Source organism: Streptomyces sp. NRRL B-3229 (assembly GCF_000719505.1).
GTDB classification, from domain to species: domain Bacteria; phylum Actinomycetota; class Actinomycetes; order Streptomycetales; family Streptomycetaceae; genus Streptomyces; species Streptomyces griseorubiginosus.
Window position 1 is genome coordinate 384,053 of the sequence record NZ_JOGP01000008.1, and the last position, 20,636, is coordinate 404,688.

16 protein-coding genes are annotated in these 20,636 nt (G+C 71.9%); 6 read left to right on the forward strand and 10 right to left on the reverse strand.

What is annotated here, in order from left to right; genetic code table 11:
* Positions 1 to 10: 10 nt before the first annotated feature.
* The 7 genes from murD to rsmH form a co-directional block, all read right to left on the reverse strand.
* Entirely contained in the window at positions 11 to 1,429 is a 1,419-nt protein-coding gene (murD, locus tag IF54_RS0116020; protein WP_030318991.1) for a UDP-N-acetylmuramoyl-L-alanine--D-glutamate ligase, read from the reverse strand.
* On the reverse strand, positions 1,411 to 2,484 hold the full coding sequence (gene mraY, locus IF54_RS0116025; RefSeq protein ID WP_030318994.1) for a phospho-N-acetylmuramoyl-pentapeptide-transferase: 1,074 nt from the start codon (positions 2,482 to 2,484) through the stop codon (positions 1,411 to 1,413). The genes murD and mraY overlap by 19 nt, the downstream gene beginning before the upstream one ends.
* Entirely contained in the window at positions 2,481 to 3,890 is a 1,410-nt protein-coding gene (locus IF54_RS0116030) for a UDP-N-acetylmuramoyl-tripeptide--D-alanyl-D-alanine ligase (protein WP_030318997.1), read from the reverse strand. The genes mraY and IF54_RS0116030 overlap by 4 nt, the downstream gene beginning before the upstream one ends.
* Positions 3,891 to 3,894: 4 nt before the next feature.
* Complete coding sequence (locus tag IF54_RS0116035; RefSeq protein ID WP_030318998.1) at positions 3,895 to 5,415, reverse strand: UDP-N-acetylmuramoyl-L-alanyl-D-glutamate--2,6-diaminopimelate ligase; 1,521 nt, start codon at positions 5,413 to 5,415, stop codon at positions 3,895 to 3,897.
* Between the two features lie 190 nt (positions 5,416 to 5,605).
* Positions 5,606 to 7,582: a peptidoglycan D,D-transpeptidase FtsI family protein gene (locus IF54_RS0116040; protein ID WP_030319000.1), complete on the reverse strand. Its 1,977-nt coding sequence runs from the start codon at positions 7,580 to 7,582 to the stop codon at positions 5,606 to 5,608.
* A gap of 5 nt (positions 7,583 to 7,587) precedes the next feature.
* Positions 7,588 to 8,262, reverse strand: coding sequence for a hypothetical protein (locus IF54_RS39610; protein WP_078851990.1), 675 nt, complete (start codon positions 8,260 to 8,262; stop codon positions 7,588 to 7,590).
* Between the two features lie 51 nt (positions 8,263 to 8,313).
* Positions 8,314 to 9,270: a 16S rRNA (cytosine(1402)-N(4))-methyltransferase RsmH gene (rsmH, locus tag IF54_RS0116050; RefSeq protein ID WP_078851991.1), complete on the reverse strand. Its 957-nt coding sequence runs from the start codon at positions 9,268 to 9,270 to the stop codon at positions 8,314 to 8,316.
* A 354-nt stretch (positions 9,271 to 9,624) separates the two neighbouring features.
* On the opposite strand from rsmH, the gene IF54_RS0116055 reads away from it, so the two are divergent.
* The 4 genes from IF54_RS0116055 to IF54_RS0116070 all read left to right on the forward strand — a co-directional run bounded on the left by IF54_RS0116055 (position 9,625) and on the right by IF54_RS0116070 (position 15,287).
* Entirely contained in the window at positions 9,625 to 10,230 is a 606-nt protein-coding gene (locus IF54_RS0116055) for a beta-class carbonic anhydrase (RefSeq protein ID WP_078851992.1), read from the forward strand.
* Between the two features lie 244 nt (positions 10,231 to 10,474).
* The gene (locus tag IF54_RS0116060; RefSeq protein WP_030319006.1) at positions 10,475 to 11,509 is read left to right on the forward strand and encodes an AAA family ATPase; all 1,035 of its coding nucleotides are present in this window, start codon (positions 10,475 to 10,477) and stop codon (positions 11,507 to 11,509) included.
* Positions 11,509 to 12,876 carry a DUF58 domain-containing protein gene (locus IF54_RS0116065; protein WP_030319010.1) on the forward strand — a complete coding sequence of 456 codons (1,368 nt, stop codon included), beginning with the start codon at positions 11,509 to 11,511 and terminating at the stop codon, positions 12,874 to 12,876. The genes IF54_RS0116060 and IF54_RS0116065 overlap by 1 nt, the downstream gene beginning before the upstream one ends.
* Entirely contained in the window at positions 12,876 to 15,287 is a 2,412-nt protein-coding gene (locus IF54_RS0116070) for a transglutaminase TgpA family protein (protein WP_030319012.1), read from the forward strand. Before IF54_RS0116065 ends, IF54_RS0116070 begins: the two co-directional genes overlap by 1 nt.
* Before the next feature lie 120 nt (positions 15,288 to 15,407).
* On the opposite strand, the gene IF54_RS0116075 is transcribed toward IF54_RS0116070, so the two are convergent.
* From IF54_RS0116075 to IF54_RS0116085, 3 genes are all read right to left on the reverse strand, one after another.
* A complete protein-coding gene (locus tag IF54_RS0116075) occupies positions 15,408 to 15,803 on the reverse strand; it encodes a DUF3040 domain-containing protein (RefSeq protein ID WP_030319014.1) in 396 nt (131 codons plus the stop codon).
* A 276-nt stretch (positions 15,804 to 16,079) separates the two neighbouring features.
* On the reverse strand, positions 16,080 to 16,850 hold the full coding sequence (locus IF54_RS0116080; RefSeq protein ID WP_030319017.1) for a methyltransferase: 771 nt from the start codon (positions 16,848 to 16,850) through the stop codon (positions 16,080 to 16,082).
* Positions 16,851 to 17,005: 155 nt separating this feature from the next.
* Positions 17,006 to 17,587, reverse strand: a complete 582-nt coding sequence (locus IF54_RS0116085) for an SAV_6107 family HEPN domain-containing protein (RefSeq protein WP_030319019.1) — start codon at positions 17,585 to 17,587, stop codon at positions 17,006 to 17,008.
* A 180-nt stretch (positions 17,588 to 17,767) separates the two neighbouring features.
* Here IF54_RS0116085 and IF54_RS0116090 point away from each other — a divergent pair, with 180 nt between their 5' ends.
* A complete protein-coding gene (locus tag IF54_RS0116090) occupies positions 17,768 to 18,580 on the forward strand; it encodes an ATP-binding cassette domain-containing protein (protein WP_030319020.1) in 813 nt (270 codons plus the stop codon).
* Positions 18,552 to 20,636 carry a YhgE/Pip domain-containing protein gene (locus tag IF54_RS0116095; RefSeq protein WP_030319022.1) on the forward strand — a complete coding sequence of 695 codons (2,085 nt, stop codon included), beginning with the start codon at positions 18,552 to 18,554 and terminating at the stop codon, positions 20,634 to 20,636. The genes IF54_RS0116090 and IF54_RS0116095 overlap by 29 nt, the downstream gene beginning before the upstream one ends.

Here is a 20,636-nt window from a genome sequence, read left to right on the forward strand (position 1 = left end):
GCTACGTCGGTCAGGAGCCGATTTCGCGAACCGCCTCCGCGAACGCCTCACCACGCTTGTTGTAATTGGCGAACATGTCCATCGACGCACAGGCGGGCGCCAGCAGCACCGTGTCCCCGGCCACGGCCAGGGCCTGCGCCTCGCGAACCGCCGCGAGCATCGCACCAGTGTCGGTCCGGTCGAGGTCGACCACGGGTACTTCCGGGGCGTGTCGCGTGAGGGCTTCGCGGATCAGGGCGCGGTCCTGGCCGATGAGGACGACCCCGCGAAGTCGCTTTGCCGACTTGGCGACCAGCTCGTCGAAGGTGGCTCCCTTGGCGAGCCCGCCCGCGATCCACACGATCGACTCGTAGGCCGCCAACGAGGCTTCCGCCGCGTGGGTGTTGGTGGCCTTGGAGTCGTCGACGTAGGCGACCGAGTCCACGTCGGCCACGTGCGCGATGCGGTGCGCGTCCGGGGTGAAGTTCCTGAGGCCGTCCCGTACGGCCCTCGCGGGCACCCCGAAGGCGCGTGCGAGGGCCGCCGCGGCAAGGGCGTTGGCGATGTTGTGCGGGGCCGGCGGGTTGACGTCGGAGACCTCGGCGAGCTCCTGGGCGTTCTTGTGCCGGTCCTCGACGAAGGCCCGGTCGACCAGGATGCCCTCCACGACGCCGAGTTGGGACGGCCCGGGGGTGCCGAGGGTGAAGCCGATCGCCCGGCAGCCCTCCTCGACGTCCGCCGCACGCACCAGGTCCTCGGTGGCCTTGTCGGCCACGTTGTAGACACAGGCGACCCGATTGCCCTCGTAGACGCGGCCCTTGTCGGCGGCGTAGGCCTCCATGGAGCCGTGCCAGTCGAGGTGGTCCGGTGCGAGGTTCAGGACGGCGGCGGAGTGGGCGCGCACCGAGGGCGCCCAGTGCAGCTGGTAGCTCGACAACTCCACGGCCAGGACGTCGTACTGCTCGTCGCCGAGCACCGCGTCCAGGACGGAGACGCCGATGTTGCCGACGGCGGCCGTACGCAGGCCCGCGGCCTTCAGGATCGACGCCAGCATCTGGGTGGTGGTCGTCTTGCCGTTGGTGCCCGTGATCGCGAGCCAGGGGGCCGCGTCGGAACCCCTGAGCCGCCAGGCGAGTTCGACGTCACCCCAGATCTCGACGCCGGCCGCGCGGGCCGCCGTGAAGAGCGGCTTGTCGGGCTTCCAGCCGGGTGCGGTGACGACGAGTTCGGTGCCGTCCGGAAGGGTGGCACCGTCGCCGAGGCGGACGGTGACGCCGAGCGCCTCCAACTCGGCGGCCTGCTCACGCGCGCGTGCGTCGTCGCCGTCGTTGACGACCGTGACGTGTGCCCCGCGCGCGTGCAGCACCTTGGCCGCCGGGATGCCGGAGACGCCGAGTCCGGCGACGGTGGCGCGCACACCCTCCAGGTCGATCACTTCTCTGCTGCCCATCCCGCGTAGAAGAGGCCCAGTCCGACGATCACACAGATGCCCTGGATGATCCAGAAACGGACCACGACCAGGACCTCGGACCAGCCCTTGAGTTCGAAGTGGTGCTGGAGCGGGGCCATCCGGAAGACGCGCTTCCCGGTGAGCCGGAAGGAGCCGACCTGGATGACGACCGACATGGTGATGAGGACGAACAGACCGCCCATGATGGCGACCAGGAGTTCGGTGCGGGACAGGATCGCGAGGCCGGTGAGGACACCGCCGAGGGCGAGCGAACCGGTGTCGCCCATGAAGATCTTGGCCGGCGAGGTGTTCCACCACAGGAAGCCCAGGCAGGCCCCCATGAGCGCGGAGGCGATCACCGCGAGGTCGAGCGGATCGCGTACCTCGTAACAGGCGTTGGGGTTGGTCAGGGTCTGCGCGTTGGCGCAGGACTCCTGGAACTGCCAGACACCGATGAACGTGTAGGCACCGAAGACGAGCACGGAGGCGCCGGTGGCGAGGCCGTCCAGACCGTCGGTGAGGTTCACGCCGTTCGACATCGCGAGGATCATGAACAACGCCCAGACCACGAACAGGATCGGGCCGATCTTCCAGCCGAAGTCGGTGATGAACGACAGCTTGGTGGAGGCCGGGGTGTTGCCGCGGGCGTCCGGGAACATCAGGGCGAGCACCGCGAAGCTGATGCCGACGATCAGCTGGCCCGCCATCTTCGCCTTGGCCCGAAGACCCAGCGAACGCCTCTTGACGATCTTGATGTAGTCGTCGAGGAAGCCGACCAGGCCCATGCCGCACATCAGGCCGAGCACCAACAGGCCCGAGTAGGTGGGCGGGAACCCGGTGATGACCTTGGACAGGAAGTAGGCGACGACCGTCGCCAGGATGAAGGCGATACCACCCATGGTGGGCGTACCGCGCTTGCTGGCGTGCTCGCGCGGGCCGTCGTCGCGGATGTACTGGCCGTAACCCTTGCGCGCGAGCAGCTTGATCAGCAGCGGGGTGCCGACCAGGGTCAGAAAGAGGCCGATGACTCCTGAGAACAGGATCTGCTTCATCATCGGGCGGCAACCTCACCCTCGGCGTCGAGCAGCGCCTGGGCGACGCTCTCCAGGCCGACCGAACGGGACGCCTTCACGAGGACGACGTCTCCCGGGCGCAATTCACTGCGCAGCAGGTCGACCGCCGCCTGTGCGTCGGACACGTGCACCGACTCCTCACCCCACGAACCCTCGTTATATGCGCCCAGTTGCAGCCAGGACGCTTCCCTGCCCCCGACCGCGACGAGCTTGCCGACATTGAGCCGGACGGCGAGCCGTCCGACCGCGTCGTGCTCGGCGAGCGCCTCGTCCCCGAGCTCGGCCATCTTGCCGAGCACCGCCCAGGTCCGCCGCCCCTTGCCCATCGCCGCGAGCGCGCGCAAGGCCGCTCGCATGGACTCGGGGTTCGCGTTGTAGGCGTCGTTGACGATGGTCACGCCGTCCGGGCGCTCGGTGACCTCCATACGCCAGCGGGAGAGGGAGCCCGCCTCGGAGAGCGCGGTGGCGATCTCGGTTGCGGACATGCCCAGCTCATGGGCGACGGCGGCCGCGGCGAGCGCGTTCGACACGTGGTGCTCACCGTACAGGCGCATGGTCACTTCGCTTGCACCGGAGGGTGTGTGGAGCATGAAGGCGGGCTGTCCGCTGTCCATGAGTCGCACGTTCTCGGCGCGTACGTCCGCTTCGCCGGACTCTCCGAAAAGGAGCACCTTCGCCTTCGTACGGGATGCCATGGCCCGTACGAGCGGATCGTCGGCGTTGAGGATCGCCGTGCCGCCCTCGCTCGCCGGGGGCAGCGCCTCCACCAGCTCGCCCTTGGCCTGCGCGATCTGCTCGCGGCCGCCGAACTCGCCGATGTGGGCGGTGCCGACGTTCAGGACGAGGCCGATCCTCGGAGGCGTCAGATCCGTGAGGTAGCTGATGTGCCCGATGCCGCGGGCGCCCATCTCCAGGACGAGGAACCGGGTTTCGGCGGTGGCGGTGAGCGCGGTGAGCGGGAGCCCGATCTCGTTGTTGAGCGAGCCCGGTGTGAACACCGTCGGGGCCTTGCGCCGGAGCACCTGGGCGATCAGGTCCTTGGTGCTGGTCTTGCCGGCCGAGCCGGTGAGGCCGACGAGGGTCGCGCCGAGCAGTCGTACGACATGACGCGCGAGGGCGCCGAGGGCCGTCTGGACGTCCTCGACCACGATCGCGGGCACTCCGACGGGGCGTTGGGCCAGCACGGCCACCGCGCCCGCCCGGACGGCCTGCTCCGCGTAGTCGTGGCCGTCGACGCGCTCCCCCACGAAGGCGGCGAACAGACTGCCGTCCGCCACCTGCCGGGAGTCGATGACGACGGGCCCGTGCACCTGCACCGACGGATCCGGTATGTCGTGCGTCTGCCCGCCGACGACTGAGGCGATCTCGGCGAGAGAGAGGGCGATCACAAGTTCATCCCTGGGTCTTCTGGATGGCTTCTCGAAGCACCTGGCGGTCGTCGAAGGGACGGACCACCCCGGCGATGTCCTGGCCCTGCTCGTGGCCCTTGCCCGCGACGAGCACGGTGTCACCGGGCTGGGCACGGGCGACGGCCGCGGCGATCGCGGCGGCCCGGTCCTCGAAGACCTGGACCTCGCCGCGTTCGTGCACGGGCACGGACGCCGCGCCCTGGAGCATGGCCGCGAGGATCGCGAGCGGGTCCTCGGAGCGCGGGTTGTCGGAGGTCAGTACGGCGGTGTCGGCGAGGCGGGCCACGGCGGCGCCCATGGGCCCGCGCTTGGTCGTGTCCCGGTCGCCGCCGCAGCCCAGCACGACGTGCACCTTGCCCTCGGTGACCTTGCGGAGGGCCTTGAGCACCGACTCGACGGCGTCCGTCTTGTGGGCGTAGTCCACGACCGCGAGGTAGGGCTGCCCGGCGTCCACGCGCTCCAGCCGGCCCGGCACGCCCGGCACCGCGGCGACGCCGTCGGCGGCGGTCTGCGGGTCGATGCCCGCGGCGGCCAGGGCGACGATCGCGGCGAGGGTGTTCGCCACGTTGAAGGGGCCCGGCAGCGGCGACCTGGCGGTGATCCGCTCGTCCTTGGGGCCGAGCACGGTGAACGTGGAGTCCATCGGCCCGACCCGGACGTCCTCGGCACGCCAGTCGGCGTCGGGGTGCCCCTCCGCGGAGAAGGTGACGACCGGGACCGAGGCCTCCTTGACGAGCCGGCGGCCGTACTCGTCGTCGAGGTTGACGACGCCGAGCCGGCTGCGTTCCGGCGTGAAGAGCTGCGCCTTGGCCTGGAAGTAGTCCTCCATGCCGGAGTGGAACTCCATGTGCTCCGGGCTGAGGTTGGTGAAGACGCCGATGTCGAAGACGCAGGCGTCCACGCGCCCGAGGACCAGCGCGTGGCTGGAGACCTCCATGGCGACTGCCTCGACGCCGCGCTCGCGCATGACCGCGAACAGGGCCTGGAGGTCGGTGGCCTCGGGCGTGGTGCGCTCGGACTTGATGCGCTCGTCGCCGATGCGCATCTCGACGGTGCCGATCAGCCCGGTGCTGCGGGAGGTCCGCAGCCCGCCCTCGACGAGGTACGCCGTGGTGGTCTTGCCGGACGTTCCTGTGATGCCGATCTGGAGCAGGTCACGGCCGGGGTGGCCGTAGATCGTGGCCGCCAGTTCGCCCATCCGCGCCCGCGGGTCGTCGACGACCAGGACCGGGAGCCCGCTCGCGGCGGCGCGCTCGGCTCCGGCCGGGTCGGTGAGGACGGCGACCGCGCCGAGGCTCGCGGCCTGGCCCGCGAAGTCGGCGCCGTGCAGACGGGCGCCCGGGAGGGCGGCGTACAGGTCGCCGGGGCGGACGGCGCGCGAGTCATGGGTGATGCCCGTGATCTCGGCGGCGGCTGCCGGGGCGGTGGCGCCCAGCTGATCGGCGAGCTCCGCGAGGGGTGTTGCGGAGACCCGGACCGGCCTGGGCGGTCCCGGATAGGTCACGGGATGGCCCTTCTGGGTGGTTTGGGACTGATCAGCGTGTGACACGGCGGTGAGCGTACCGGGCGTACCCGCCTCGGAGCGAAGTGAGGGGCGGGGCGTGCCCTGGTTACCGGCTGCGGAGGTGATCGTCGTCACGAGGTGGTTCCTGGTGGCCTTTCCGAGATGCGGAGCAGGTGTGAAGGGCCGCTGGTCACGGCGTGTAGGAGACGGGCAGCTTCGCCGGCTTCGCTCCCGTGGGCGGGACCTGGAGGGTCTTCAGGGCGAACTCCATGACCTGCTTGTAGACGGGTCCGCAGATCTGCCCGCCGAAGTAGCTGCCCTTGGTGGCGTTCTGGATGGCGCAGTAGACGGTGATCCGGGGCTGGTCGGCGGGCGCGAACCCGGCGAACGACGAGGTGTAGCCCTTGTACTTGCCGGTGGCCGGATCCACGCGGTTGGCGGTGCCCGTCTTTCCCGCGACCCGGTAGCCGGGGATGCGCGCCTTGGTGCCGGTGCCCTCCTGGTCGTCCACCACGGACTCCAGCATCTGGGCGAGGGTCTTCGCCGTCTTCGCGCTGACGACCCTTGTCTCCTTGGGCTTCGCGGCGGGTGTGAAGCGTCCGTCGGGCCCCGTCGTGCCGCGGACGAGCGTGGGTTCGATACGGACCCCGCCGTTGGCGATCGTCGAGTAGACGGACGCGGCCTGCATCGCGTTGAGGGACACGCCCTGGCCGAAAGGAATCGTGTACTGCTGCGAGGTCGACCAGTCGGCGGGCTTGGCGAGGATGCCGGGGGTCTCGCCGGGGAAGTCCAGCCCGGAGTAGCTGCCGAGCCCGAACTTGCGCAAGTACGAGTAGAGGACCTGGTTGGCCTGCGCCTGGGTCTTGCCGAGCTGCCCGGTGGCCAGAATGGTGCCGATGTTCGAGGACTTGGCGAGCACGCCGTTGAGCGTGAGGTACCAGGTCTCGTGATCGATGTCGTCCTTGAAGAGCCGGTCGCCGCGGTGCAGCCGGTTGGGCACGATGACATGCGTGAGCGGCGTGGCGACGCCCTGTTGCAGCACGGCGGCCATGGACATGATCTTGGCGGTGGAGCCGGGCTCGTAGGCGTCCTGGAGGGCCGCGTTGCCCATGTTCACCGAGCTCGCCTTGGACAGGTCGTTGGGGTCGAAGCCGGGTGCGTTGGCCATGGCGAGGACCTCGCCGGTCCGCGTGTCCTGCACTATCACGTACCCGCGGTCCGCCTTGGACTCCTTCACCTGGTCGGTGATGGCCTTCTGGGCGGCCCACTGGATGTCGCGGTCGATGGTGAGCTCGACGTCGCTGCCGGGTACCGCGGGCGTCTCGGTGGAGCCCACGGTGGGCACCTGCCGGCCCCCGGACTGGGCGTAGCGGATCTTGCCGTCCTTGCCGGCCAGCAGGGTGTTCAGCTCCTGCTCGACCCCGCCGCCGCCCTTGCCGTCGGCGTTGACCCAGCCCAGTATCCCGGCGGCGAGGTCGCCGTTCGGGTACACCCGCTTGGTGGTCGGTACGGACAGGACGCCCCCGAGGACATTGGCCGTGCCCGGGTCGGTCTCCGACTTGGCCGCGAGCGCGCTCTTCAGGTCCTTGATCTGCTTCCAGACCTGAGGGGTGCGGCGGCTCGCCAGCAGGACGTAGCGCAGCTTCTTGTCCTTGGGCCGCAGCTTCTGGACGATCGCCTCCTGGTCCTGCCCGAGGATCGGGGCGAGCAGCGCCGCGGCCTGCTCGGGACCGTCGTCGATCTTCAGCTGCTTGCGGGTGAACAGCGTGGGGTCGGCCGTGATGTCGTACGCGTCCTCGCTGGTCGCGAGGGCCACCCCGTCGCGGTCGGTGATCCCGCCGCGCTCGGCGGCCAGGGTGTAGCCGACGTACCGGTTCTGCTCGGCCTTGGCCGCGTAGGTGCTCGCGTCGACGGCCTGCACCTGGAGCAGTCGTACGACGAAGGCGCTGAGCACCAGGGTCAACGCGAGGCCGACCAGGCGCAGCCGGGGGCGGGGGCTGCCCAGGCGGATCGTCTTGGGGGTCGCCGCGCGGGGCGCGGCGGGACGGCGGGCCGGGCGGGCTCCGGGGCCCGGGCGCGGCCGGCCGACGGGGCGGGCGGAGCGCTCGGGGCGCGCGGGTCCCGGCACGCGGCGGCGGGGCGGCTGCCTGCCGAAATCGTCGGACACTGCCGTCACCTGCCGGGGTTCGGGGTCGGGTTCGTCAAGGTCGTGGCGTAGGAGGGTGCCGTCCCGGCGGGCGGGACGTCGAAGGGGGCGGCCCCGGTGGTCTGCTCGACGGTCCCCGGGGTCTGCCCCACGGTTCCCGGGGCCTGCCCGGCGGTCCCCGGCGTCTGCCCGGCGGCTCCCGGCTCGACGGGGTCCGTCGGGGTCGGGACGGCCGACGGAGTGGAACCGGCGGCGGGCGCAGGGCCGGTCGCGGTGCCGAGCACCTCGGGTGCGAGGACGAGCGGTTCCCGCAGGGAGGTCAGGTCGGCACCGGAGGCCGGGGACGGCACGCCCCTGACGGTGCCGTCGGGGTCGAGGAAGGCCGGGTCGCCCCCGGGCACCATGCCGAGTTCCTGGGCACGGCGCACCAGGGCCTCGGGCGCGGAGTAGGCGTCGATGTCCCGCTGGAGGGCCTGCTGCTCGTCGGTCAGGCTCTTGGTGTCCTTCTGGAGGTCGGTGAGCTTGAACGACCCTTCGCTGAGCGCCGAGTTCAGCACCAGCAGCCCGATGAGGCCGCCGCCGAGGAGCAGGACCACGAGGAGCACGAAGGGGGTGCGGGCCGCCTGTCCTGAGCTCGTAGGACCGGGGAACAGGCGCGCGAGACGGGCCGCCCTGCCCCTCAGTTCGGGTTTCCTACTCACACACCCTCCCGTGAGTCCGGTTTCCCAACTCACTGACCCGGCTTACGCACTTCACTCGATGGACTCCCTGATTCGCTCGGCGCCCCGGCAGCGCGCCGGTGCCGCCCGCCGGTTCTCGGCGATCTCTTCCTCGGTGGGAAGTTCGGCACCGCGCGTGAGCAGCTTGAGCCGGGGCTGGTACCGCTCCGGGACGACGGGCAGTCCGGGCGGTGCGGTGGTGGCGGCGCCGGCCGCGAAGACCTGCTTGACGAGCCGGTCCTCCAGCGAGTGGTACGACAGCACCGCGATCCGGCCGCCGACCGCGAGCGCCTCGACGGCGGCCGGGATCGCCCGTTCCAGGACGGCGAGTTCGCCGTTGACCTCGATGCGCAGGGCCTGGAAGGTGCGCTTGGCCGGGTTGCCGCCAGTCCGCTTGGCGGCCTGCGGCAGGGAGTCCCGGATCAGCTCGACGAGCCGCGCGCTGTTGGTGAAGGGCTCCTTGTCGCGCTCCCGCACGATCGCGGACACGATCCGCTTGGCCTGCTTCTCCTCGCCGTAGGCCCGCAGGATCCTGACGAGTTCGCCCGGCGGGTAGGTGTTGAGGACCTCGGCGGCGCTCATCCCGGTCGTCTGGTCCATGCGCATGTCGAGCGGGGCGTCCTGGGCGTAGGCGAAGCCGCGGTCGGCCTCGTCGAGTTGCATGGAGGAGACACCGAGGTCGAAGAGGACGCCCTGCACGCGCGCGATGCCGAGCCGGTCGAGGACGTCCGGGAGTTCGTCGTAGACCGCGTGCACGAGGGTGGCGCGCTCACCGAAGGGCGCGAGCCGCTCGCCGGACAGGCGCAGGGCCTCCTTGTCGCGGTCGAGGGCGACGAGCCGGGCCTCGGGGAAGCGCTGGAGCAGGGCCTCGCTGTGGCCGCCGAGACCGAGCGTGCAGTCGACGACCACCGCTCCGGGCCGCTCCAGCGCGGGGGCCAGCAGGTCCAGGCACCGCTGGAGCATCACCGGAACATGTCGACTCTGGCTCAAGGGGCCCTCTCAGATCCGGCGTGGCCGGACGCACCGCCGGGGCCCCGCCCGCCGGCGGAAGGGGAGGGCCTGCCGGCGCCGGAAGCGTCAGCCGACCGGAAGCGGGAGGAGGCCGAGCCGTACGTACGCGCCGCGCACGCGGGGAGACCGTCCGTGCGTGAGCCGGGGTCTCGGGGGAATGTCTGCGGGGAGGCCTCGCCTCCCGCTTCGCGTCACTTTAGTCCACGGTGTCTCGCGGTCAATCAACCGGCCTGCGCGTCGCGCATCGACGGCGACTCGAAGCGGCGAATGACCGGAAACCACCCGTTCGGGTGCACCAGGCACTCTTGTGGGTTACCTCACACCGAGGACGTGATGACGCTCTTTTTCCCTTCCCACCGCAGGACCGGGGCCGCGGTGACCAGTAACGTCATGGTTATGACGACTTCCGCATCCGTTCCCACCGAAGGCGCCATAACCCGTGACGACACCGTGACCGACCGCCTGGTCGACGCCAACAAGCGGTACGCCGCGGCGTTCACGGACCCCGGGATGGACGCCCGCCCCGTCCTGCACGTAGCCGTGGTGGCCTGCATGGACGCCCGCCTCGACCTGCACGCCGCGCTCGGCCTGGAGCTCGGCGACTGCCACACCATCCGCAACGCGGGCGGTGTGGTCACCGACGACGTGATCCGCTCCCTCACCATCAGCCAGCGCAAGCTCGGCACCCGCAGCATCGTCCTCATCCACCACACCGGCTGCGGCCTCGAGGCGATCACCGAGGACTTCCGCACCGAACTGGAGATGGAGGTCGGCCAGCGTCCCGCGTGGGCGGTGGAGGCCTTCCGTGACGTCGACCAGGACGTACGGCAGTCCATGCAGCGAGTGCGGACCTCGCCGTTCCTGCTGCACAACGACGACGTGCGGGGCTTCGTCTTCGACGTGAAGACGGGCCTGCTGCGCGAGGTCGACCCCGCCTAGGCCTCACGAGGGGTCCCACCTGTCGTTTCGCTGTTGATTTCGACCCCAGGGGTGCCTACAACGCCGTAAAACCCGACATAGTGCAGCCAGTTGTCCACAGTCGAGTGACACGAATCGGTAACGGCAGCAAGAATGCGGGTGTGGCGTCGCGCTGAGAGTTTCACGCGTGGTGTCCGTGATTCGGGGTGGGCCGATTACGCATCACAGAGCGTCGGCCCGGAAAGTACGGGCCGAGGAGGGCCGGGTGACCACCTATGACGATCGATCGAGCCTCACTGATCTGACCGCCGTCGTGGAGCGGGTACGCAGTTCGGTGGAGGGCGTGATCGAGGGGAAGCCCGAGGTCGTACGGCTCTCTCTGACCGTGCTGCTCGCCGAGGGACATCTTCTGATCGAGGATGTCCCCGGCGTCGGCAAGACCATGCTGGCCAAGGCCCTGGCGCGGTCCATCGACTGCTCGGTGCGCCGCATCCAGTTCACGCCCGACCTGCTGCCCTCGGACATCACGGGCGTGTCCATCTGGGACCAGCAGCGGCGTGACTTCGAGTTCAAGCCGGGCGCGATCTTCGCGCAGATCGTGATCGGCGACGAGATCAACCGCGCCTCGCCGAAGACCCAGTCGGCGCTCCTGGAGTCGATGGAGGAGCGCCAGGTCACCATCGACGGGCACACCTACGAGCTGCCCAGCCCCTTCATGGTGGTCGCCACCCAGAACCCGGTCGAGATGGAGGGCACCTACCCGCTGCCCGAGGCCCAGCGCGACCGTTTCATGGCCCGTGTCTCGGTCGGCTACCCCAGCGTGGAGGCCGAGTTGCAGATGCTCGACGTCCACGGCGGGGTGAGCCCGCTGGAGGACCTCCAGCCGGTGGCCCACGCGCACGACATCGTGAAACTGATCGAGGCCGTCCGGGGCGTCCATGTCGCCGAAACGGTCCGGCGGTACGCCGTGGAGCTGGTCGCCGCCACCCGCACCCACCCCGACCTCAGACTCGGCGCCTCCCCGCGCGCGACGCTGCACCTGCTGCGCGCCGCCAAGGCCGCCGCAGCCCTCAGCGGCCGGGAGTACGCGCTGCCGGACGACGTCCAGGCGCTCGCCGTGGCCGTGCTCGCCCACCGGCTGCTGCCCACCGCCCAGGCCCAGCTGAACCGGCGCACCGCCGAGCAGGTCGTGCAGGAGATCCTCCAGCGCACCGCGGTTCCCGCCGCGCCCCAGCAGGGCGGGACGGGGATCGGCCGGGTCGCACCCGCGTATCCGCAGCAGCCGCCGCGGAGCCTGTGATGTCCACCGGGGTGCCCCCGGCCGGCGGCCCGGAGGCCGACCGGGGCGACAAGGGCGGGGTGCGCACCGCGCTGGCCGGCCTGACCACCCGCGGCCGCTCCTTCTTCGCCGCCGGTATCGCCGCGGCGATATGCGCGTACGTCCTGGGCCAGAGCGACCTGCTGCGGGTCGGCCTGCTGCTCGCCGTGCTGCCGCTGGTGTGCGCCACCGTGCTGTACCGCACCCGCTACCGGGTGGCGGGCAGCCGCAGGCTCTCCCCCGCGCGCGTGCCGGCCGGCAGCGAGGCCCGCGTCCATCTGCGCATGGACAACGTCTCGCGGCTGCCCACCGGCCTGCTGATGCTCCAGGACCGGGTGCCCTACGTCCTCGGCCCGCGCCCCCGCTTCGTGCTCGACCGTGTCGAGCCGGGCGGTCGCCGCGAGGTCTCCTACCGGGTCCGCTCCGACCTGCGCGGCCGCTACCCGCTGGGCCCCCTCCAGCTGCGCCTGACCGACCCGTTCGGGATGTGCGAGCTGACCCGCTCCTTCTCGGCGTACGACACCCTGACCGTGATCCCGCGCGTGGAGGCGCTGCCGCCGGTCCGCCTGAGCGGCGAGGCCAAGGGATACGGCGACGGGCGGCAGCGCTCGCTCGCCCTGGCAGGCGAGGACGACGTGATCCCGCGCGGCTACCGCTACGGCGACGACCTGCGCCGGGTCCACTGGCGCTCCACCGCCCGCTACGGCGAGCTGATGGTCCGCCGCGAGGAACAGCCCCAGCGCGCCCGCTGCACGGTGCTGCTGGACACCCGGGGCCTCGCCTACGCGGGCGCGGGCCCGGACTCGGCCTTCGAGTGGGCCGTCTCGGGCGCCGCCTCGGTGCTGGTGCACATGCTCGAACGGGGCTTCTCGGTACGGCTGCTGACGGACACCGGCAATTCCGTGCCCGGCGAGGGCGCCGAGGGCTTCGCCGGGGCCAGCCAGGGGACGGCGGACGCGGCCGGGCTGATGATGGACACCCTCGCGGTGATCGACCACTCCGACGGCACCGGCCTGTCCCTCGCCTACGACGTGCTGCGCAGGGGCAACGAAGGGCTGCTGGTGGCCTTCTTCGGCGACCTCGACGAGGAGCAGGCCGCGGTGGCCGCCAGGATGCGTCAGCGCAGCGGGGGCGCCCTCGCCTTCGTGCTGGACAGCGAGAGCTGGGTCCGGGAACCGACCGACGTGCCCGGACCGGCGACGGAGCACGAGGAACGGCTGCGGATGCTGCGCGAGGCGGGCTGGACCGCCCTGGGCGTGCCCAGGGGCACCTCGCTGGAGGAGCTGTGGCGCCTCGCGGACCGTGAGCGCACGGGCGTCGGCGCGGCCGGCGCCGGGGAGGCATCGTGATGAGCGGGCGGGCACGACTGGCGCTGTGCGCGTGGGCGGCCACGCTGATGGCCGCGTGCGCCCTGCTCCCGCTGGTCGAGCCGGTCACCTGGATCGTCCAGGTGGCCTTCCTGCTCGGCGTCCAGACGGTGGTGGGCGCGATGACCCGGCGCGTCCCGCTGGCCCGGCCGCTGACGCTGGCCGCCCAGACGGCCGTCACGCTGATGATGCTGACCCTGATCTTCGCCCGTGGCCAGGCCCTCTTCGGGCTGATCCCCGGTCCGGGCGCCTTCCTGCACTTCGGTGACCTGCTCCAGCAGGGCGGCGACGACATCGCGCGGTACGCGATCCCGGCGCCGCTGGAGTCCGAGGGCATCAAGCTGATGGTGTTCGGCGGAGTGCTGATCATCGGGCTCGCGGTGGACACCCTCGCGGTGACCTTCCGGAGCGCGGCCCCGGCGGGCCTGCCGTTGCTCGCGCTGTACTCCGTGGCGGCGGGGCTGTCCGACGGCGGGGGCGACTGGTTCTGGTTCCTGGTCGCGGCGGGCGGCTATCTGCTGCTGCTCCTGGCCGAGGGCCGCGACCGGCTCTCGCAGTGGGGCCGCGTCTTCGGCGGTGCCGCGCGCACCCCCGGCATCGACACCGGCCCCGTGGCTCCCGTGCGCACCGGGCGGCGCATCGGCGCGCTCGCCCTGGGCATCGCCCTCGTGGTGCCCCTCGGGCTGCCCTCGATGAGCGGCGGTCTGCTGGACGCCACCGGGGCAGGCGTGGGCGCGGGCAACGGAAACGGCGGCACCATCTCCGCGGTGAACCCGCTGCTGTCCCTGCGTGACAGCCTGAACGTCGACGAGGACCGCCAGGTCCTGTCCCTCCAGACCGGCAGCAGCACCGACATCTCCAACCTGTACCTGCGGATCGTCTCCCTGGACGACTTCGACGGCCGCACCTGGAAGCCGTCCAAGCGCTCCATCACGGCTGTCCCGAGGGAGTTCCCCACCCCGATCGGCCTCGGCGCCGACGTCAACCGCACCAAGGTGGAGACGACCGTCTCGGCGGCGAACTGGTACGCCCAGGACTACCTGCCGATGCCGTACCCGCCGAGCGGGGTGAAGATCAGCGGCAACTGGCGTTACGAGCCCCAGGGCATGGCGCTCGTCGGCGACCACGGGCAGAACACGCGCGGGCTGACCTACCAGGTGACGAGCCTGGACGTGCAGCCGACCGCGGCGCAGCTGGCCTCGGCGCCGGCCGCTCCCCCGGCGATCGAGCGCGAGTACACCGAGCTGCCCGACTCGCTGCCGGCGGTGGTGGGCAGGGCCGCGCGCGAGGTCACCGCGGACGCGAAGAACCCCTACGAGCAGGCGGTCGACCTTCAGGACTACTTCGCGGTGACCGGCGGGTTCGAGTACGACACCCAGGTGGAGGTCGGTGACGGGCCCAACGCGATCGCCAACTTCCTGCGCGACAAGCGCGGCTTCTGCGTCCACTTCTCGTTCGCCATGGCCGCGATGGCCCGCTCCCTGGGCATCCCGGCCCGGGTGGCGGTGGGCTTCGCGCCCGGCACCCCGCAGGCGGACGGCTCGGTGTCGGTGGGGCTCAAGGACGCCCACGCCTGGCCCGAGCTGTACTTCGAGGGTGTGGGCTGGACCCGCTTCGAGCCCACCCCGACCCGGGGCACGGTGCCGTCGTACACGGTCCCGGACGCCACCGGCAACACGAACCCCGACATTCCGCGGCCGAGCGCGGGCTCGTCCACGGCCCCCTCGGCCGCGGCCTCGGCGAGCGACAACTGCTCGCCGCAGCTGCGGAAGCTGGAGGCCTGCGACAGCGCGTCCCCGGCGGCGGTGGCGGGCGGCGGCGGTGGCGGCCCCTGGTGGGCCGTACAGGGCTCGTGGTGGTACCTGAAGCTGCTGTTCTGGGTGCTCTTCGGGCTGGCCGTGCTGCTGGTCCCCCTGTCGCCGATGCTGTGGCGGCTGCGCACCCGTGCGGTCCGGCTGGGCGGTCACGGCCGCAGCGAGGCGGAGGCGGCCGCGCACACCCTGGCGGTCTGGCAGGAGCTGACCGACACGGCGTGGGACTTCGGGATCCCGCCGGACGACTCGCAGACACCGCGCAAGGCCGCGGCGCGGATCGTACGGCTCGGGCATCTGGAAACCACGGCCGCGGCCTCGGTGCACCGGGTGGCGGACGCGGTGGAGCAGGTCCTCTACGCCCCGCGGCCGCGGCTCACGGCCGGTCTCGCCCAGGACGTCCACCAGGTGATCGGCGGTCTGCGCGGTTCCGTCGGCCGGGGCACCCGGGTGCGCGCGCTGATCGCGCCGCGTTCGACCGCGCGGGTGGTGTGGGCGGCGTCGGAGTGGTGGGCGGGGGTCCGCGCGAGGGTGGCGGCGGCCCGGCCGACCCTGCGCAGGCCGTCCGGTCAGCAAGGCTGAAAAAGCCCCCTCGCGTATGTCCCGCCAGGGCATGCGCGAGGGGGTGAGCAGAGCAGAGGGGGTGAGCACCCTGTCGGGCACTCACCCCCTCACACATCTGTGGGAGCTGGTCGCGAGCGGCTACTGGCCGCCCTGCTCGTCACGGCGCTTCTGCCAGCGCTGCTCGATCCGGTCCATCATCGAGCGCTTCTGACGCGCCTGCCGACGGGCATGCGGACCGCCCGCCGCGGGCTGTTCACCGGGCTTGGGAGCCTTGCGCCAGCCGGTCACGGCGAGAACCGCGCAGCCGAGCATGACGAGGAAACCCACCACGCTGAGCCAGACCTGCTTGGCGACCATACCGGCCATGAGGAGCGCGATACCCACGAGGAAGCCGGCGACCGCCTGGTAGACCCGCCGCCGGGTGTACGTACGCAGCCCGCTTCCCTCGAGCGCCGACGCGAACTTGGGATCTTCGGCGTACAGCGCTCGCTCCATCTGCTCGAGCATGCGCTGCTCGTGCTCCGAGAGCGGCACGGAGTCCTCCTCATCGTGCAGTCGCCGGGGCGACTCGGGGGGTCCCTTCAGGATAGGCAGGGAATCGCCCCCGTGAAACCCGCCCCTCTGCGCCAATTGGCCAACCGGAATCCGCCATGAACGCTCCGGCTGCTGAATCTGTCATTCCCCAGCGGCCGTCCCGTCATGCCGGGCGGTCTCCCTCGATCATACGGCGCTGAGCGCCCGATCGGGTGGCCTGTGGCGTACTCCATGCGCCATCAAGTACCTGATCAGCACTACGGCACAGGAGGCGGCTCAGGCCCCGGCGCTCTCCCGCGTCTCGCCGAGCACGTGGAGCTGGGTGGCCACGGAGTGGAAGGCGGGGAGTTCGGCCGCCGCCTCCTCCAGTTTCAGGAGGGCCTCCACGGCGCCGGGCTCGGTGTCCACGAGGACGCCGGGGACGAGGTCGGCGAAGACCCGCACGCCGTGCACGGCGCCCACGCTCAGGCCCGCGCCCTCGACGAGCGCGGTGAGCTGTTCGGCGGTGAAGCGGCGCGGCACGGGGTCGCCGTCGCCCCAGCGGCCGTCCGGGTCGCCGAGGGCCTGCCGGGCCTCCTTGAAGTGGCCGGCCAGGGCCCGCGCGAGCACGGCACCGCCGAGTCCCGCGGCGAGCAGACTGAGGACGCCCTCGGGGCGCAGGGCGGCCACCACGTTGCGCACGCCCTCGGCCGGGTCGTCCACGTACTCCAGGACGCCGTGGCACAGCACCACGTCGTAGGCGCCGCGTTCGGCCACGTCGAAGAGGCCGTGGGCATCGCCCTGGACACCGCGGACGCGGTCGGCGACTCCGGCCTCGGCCGCACGGCGCTCCAGTGCGAACAGCGCGTTGGGGCTGGGGTCGACGACGGTGACCTGGTGACCGAGACGGGCGACGGGCACCGCGAAGTTGCCGCTGCCGCCTCCGGTGTCGAGGACGTCCAGCGCCTGGCGCCCCGTGGCCTTGACCCGGCGATCGAGGGCGTCCTGGAGGACGTCCCAGACCACGGCGGTACGGAGGGAGGCGCGGGGTCGCAGCGGGTCCGGCACGGCAGTTGGCTCCTCGGCGCGCAGGGGAAGGCTTCAGGCGCCCTCCACCCTATTGCCTCCACCGCCCCACCTGGGCACTCCGGTGGCCCGCCCGGCCGCCCGTCTCGTACGGCGGACCCCGCCGGGCCCCGGCGGCCCGGGGCGCGGCACGCCCGTCACCCGGCGTCCGGGAAGTCGCGGTCGCGGTCATGGTCGGTGCCGCGGGCCCCCTCCTCGGCCCCCTCCGGGTCCTGGCGCGGCTGCGGCAGGACCGGCTGGAGGACCAGCATCCGCTCGACGAGGCGCAGGAACATCGCCACGTCACGTATGAGGTCGTCGGCGTCCCGGCGGCTGGCCGCGCCCTGGATGCCGGCCTCGGCCCGGGCACGGCGCCGGGCGCCGGAGGCGAAGAGCGCGCTCCACTCGGCGAGCTCGGGCGCGATCTCCGGGAGCACTTCCCAGGCGCTGCGGATCTTGGCGCGGCGTCGGGGCGTGGGCTCCGGACGCCCCCGCGCGGCGAGCACGGCGGCCGCGGTGCGCAGGGCGGCGAGGTGTGCCGTGGCATAGCGCTCGTTCGACGTCTCCAGCGCCGAGGCCTCGTCCAGGCCGGCACGGGCCTGGGCGAGCAGGTCGAGGGCGGCGGGCGGGGCCGTCGCCCGGCGCAGCACGGGGTGCACGTCGCTCGCCGGGCCGGTCAGTGAGGGGGCAGGGCCGGTGGCGCGGCGCCGACGGGCGGCGGCTGCGTGGTAGCTGGCCATGACGAACCTCCTGTCGTCTGGTTGACGGCAGCTCCCGCTACGGAGTGCCGTATGTGCCCATCGTGAGGTATGGCACTGACAATCCGTTCTGACCTGCCGTTTTGCTTCGGACGTAGGTTCGGGTTTATTTTTGCACTGACCAGTCAGTTCAAAAAAGTTGTCACTACGAGGAATCAGGGGGTGGCCGTGGACGGAGTCGACGTCACGGCCCAGGGGTTCGGTTTGAAGGGCCCTCGCGGCTGGGCGTTCCGCGGGATCGACCTCACCGCGGCGCCCGGTGCGCTGATCGCCGTGGAGGGGCCCTCGGGGTCCGGGCGGACGAGCCTGCTGCTCGCGCTCACCGGGCGGATGAAGGCGACCGAGGGGTCCGCGACCGTGGGCGGGGCCCGGCTGCCGAAGCAGCTCGCGGCGGTGCGCCGGTTCAGCGCGCCGGCCAATGTCGCCGGGGTCACCGACCTCGACCCAGCTCTGACCGTCGGGGAGCACCTGCGCGAACGGGCGCTGCTCCAGCGCCGGTTCGGCGACTCGGTGCGGGCGCTGGTGCGGCCGCGCGCCGAGCGCACGGCCGAGGCGGGGCTGCGGATCGACACCGCCCTGGCGGCCGCCGGGCTCGACCGGGAGGCACTGCCCAAGGGCGCGCGGACCGCCGTCCGCGATCTGGAACGGCTGGAGGCGCTGCGCCTGTCGATCGCCCTCGCACTGATCGGCCGTCCGCGGCTGCTCGCCGTCGACGACCTGGACCTGAAGCTGTCCGACGCCGAGCGCGCCGAGGCCTGGGCCCTGCTCAGGTCGCTCACCGCGGCCGGGACGACGGTCCTGGCGGTGTGCAGCGAGGCCCCGGAGGACGCCGTGACGGTGTCCACGCGCCCGGAAGCCGCCGAAGCCACCGAAGCTGCCGAGGCCACAGACGCCACCGCCACTGACGCCGACGCCGACGCCGAGCAGAACCGGAAGGAGACGGGCGATGCGCTCACCGAGACTGGCCGCGCTTGAGCTGCGCCGCTTCGGCAGGGGGAAGCTGCCGCGCGCCGCACTGGTGGCCCTGCTGGTGCTGCCGCTGCTGTACGGCGCCCTGTACCTGTGGTCATTCTGGGACCCCTACGGCCGCCTGGACCGCATCCCGGTGGCCCTCGTGAACGACGACAAGGGCGCCACCGCCGACGGCCACCGGCTGACGGCGGGCACGGACATCACCAAGGGGCTGCACAAGAGCGACACCTTCGACTGGCACCAGGTGAGCGCCGAGGAGGCCCGCAAGGGCGTCGAGGACGGCACCTACTACCTGTCGCTGACCATGCCGGCCGACTTCAGCCGGCGGATCGCCTCCAGCGCGGGCGACTCGCCCGAGACGGGCGCGCTCCAGGTCCGTACGAACGACGCCAACAACTACATCGTCGGGCAGATCTCGCGCACGGTCTTCGCCGAGGTGCGCCAGGCCGCGTCCACCAAGGCCTCGCGGTCCTTCCTGGACCGGATCTTCATCTCCTTCTCCGACATCCACGGCGCCACCGTGAAGGCCGCGAACGGCGCGGACGACCTGGAGGGCGGCATCGGCAAGGCCGAGAAGGGTTCCCAGGACCTCGCCGCGGGCCTGAAGGACGCCCAGGCGGGCAGCGGCAGGCTCTCCGACGGGCTGGCGAGGCTCGACTCGGGCTCCGGCGACCTGGCGGACGGCGCCCGGCAGGTCGCCGACGGCACCCGGACGCTGGCCGGCCGGGTCAACGGCATCGCCGACAAGGTGGGGCCCTTCGTCGCGGACAACGAGAAGAGCATCGGAGACACCGCGCGGCTCGTCGCCGACTCGGCCGGAGCCGTCCGCCACAACCTCGGCACCCTGGTGAGGACCGCCCCGGCGGCCGCCCAGGGCGCGCACAAGGCCGCCGACACCCTGAACGCCGTCTACAGGGCGCGCTGCACGGACGCGGTCCTGCCGGACCCCGCCTGCGCGGACCTGAAGAAGGCCCAGCAGGCCGCCGCCGACGTGGCGAGGGTCGCCGACGACGTCAACGCCCTGGTCGCCGACCAGAACGGCGACCTGAAGAGGCTCGACGGACAGCTCGCCACCCTCCAGAAGCAGGCGAAGGCGCTCGCCGACCGGTCGCCCCGGCTCTCCGAGGACCTCGACGACGCCGTCGCCAAGATCAACAAGCTGAACGCGGGCGCCCAGCAGGTCGCCGCAGGCGCGAGGACGCTCCACTCGGGGCTGGGCAGCGCCACGACCGGCGCCCGGACCCTGAACGACGGGATCGACAGGCTCAGCGGCGGCGCCGACACCCTGAGCGGCGGCATGTACAAGCTCGCCGACGGCTCCGGAAAGCTCGCCGGCGGCCTGCACGACGGCGCCTCGCGGATCCCCGACTACGACAAGAAGGACCGCGACCAGCGCACCGACGTGATGGCCGACCCGGTCCAGCTGGTCTCCAGGGACCTGCACAAGGCGCCGAACTACGGCACCGGGTTCGCGCCGTACTTCATCCCGCTGTCGCTGTGGGTGGGCGCGATGGTGGCCTACATGCTGATCGCGCCGATGAACCGCAGGGCGCTCGCCGCCGGTGCCGCGGCCTGGCGGATCGCGCTCGCGGGCTGGCTGCCGGTGGTGGCGATCGGGGTGCTCCAGACAGTGGCCCTGATGTCGGTGCTGCACTGGGCCGTAGGACTCCAGATGACCCGCGCGGCCGGGACTGTGGGCTTCCTGTTCCTGGTGACGGCGTGCTTCGCGGCGATCGTCCAGTGGCTGAACGCCCGCTTCGGAGCGGCCGGCCGGATCCTGGTCCTCGCCCTGCTGATGCTCCAGCTGACGTCCGCAGGCGGTACCTACCCCGTGCAGACCAGCCCGGGCTTCTTCAACGCGCTCCACCCCTTCCTGCCGATGAGCTACGTCGTCGCGGCCCTGCGCAGGCTCATCACGGGCGGCGGTCTCACTCCGGTGTGGCACGCGTGCGTGGTGCTCCTCGCCTTCACCTTGGGCGCGCTCGCGCTGACCGCCGTGTCCGCGCGTCGCCGGCAGGTGTGGACCTTGGACCGGCTGCACCCGGAGCTGACCCTGTGA

Bases quoted from the DNA above. Each gene is read 5' to 3' on its own strand.
- murD (WP_030318991.1), bottom strand. From the start codon at position 1,429: ATGGGCAGCAGAGAAGTGATCGACCTGGAGGGTGTGCGCGCCACCGTC.
- mraY (WP_030318994.1), bottom strand. From the start codon at position 2,484: ATGATGAAGCAGATCCTGTTCTCAGGAGTCATCGGCCTCTTTCTGACC.
- IF54_RS0116055 (WP_078851992.1), top strand. From the start codon at position 9,625: ATGACGCTCTTTTTCCCTTCCCACCGCAGGACCGGGGCCGCGGTGACC.
- IF54_RS0116065 (WP_030319010.1), top strand. From the start codon at position 11,509: ATGTCCACCGGGGTGCCCCCGGCCGGCGGCCCGGAGGCCGACCGGGGC.
- IF54_RS0116070 (WP_030319012.1), top strand. From the start codon at position 12,876: ATGAGCGGGCGGGCACGACTGGCGCTGTGCGCGTGGGCGGCCACGCTG.
- IF54_RS0116085 (WP_030319019.1), bottom strand. From the start codon at position 17,587: ATGGCCAGCTACCACGCAGCCGCCGCCCGTCGGCGCCGCGCCACCGGC.
- IF54_RS0116095 (WP_030319022.1), top strand. From the start codon at position 18,552: ATGCGCTCACCGAGACTGGCCGCGCTTGAGCTGCGCCGCTTCGGCAGG.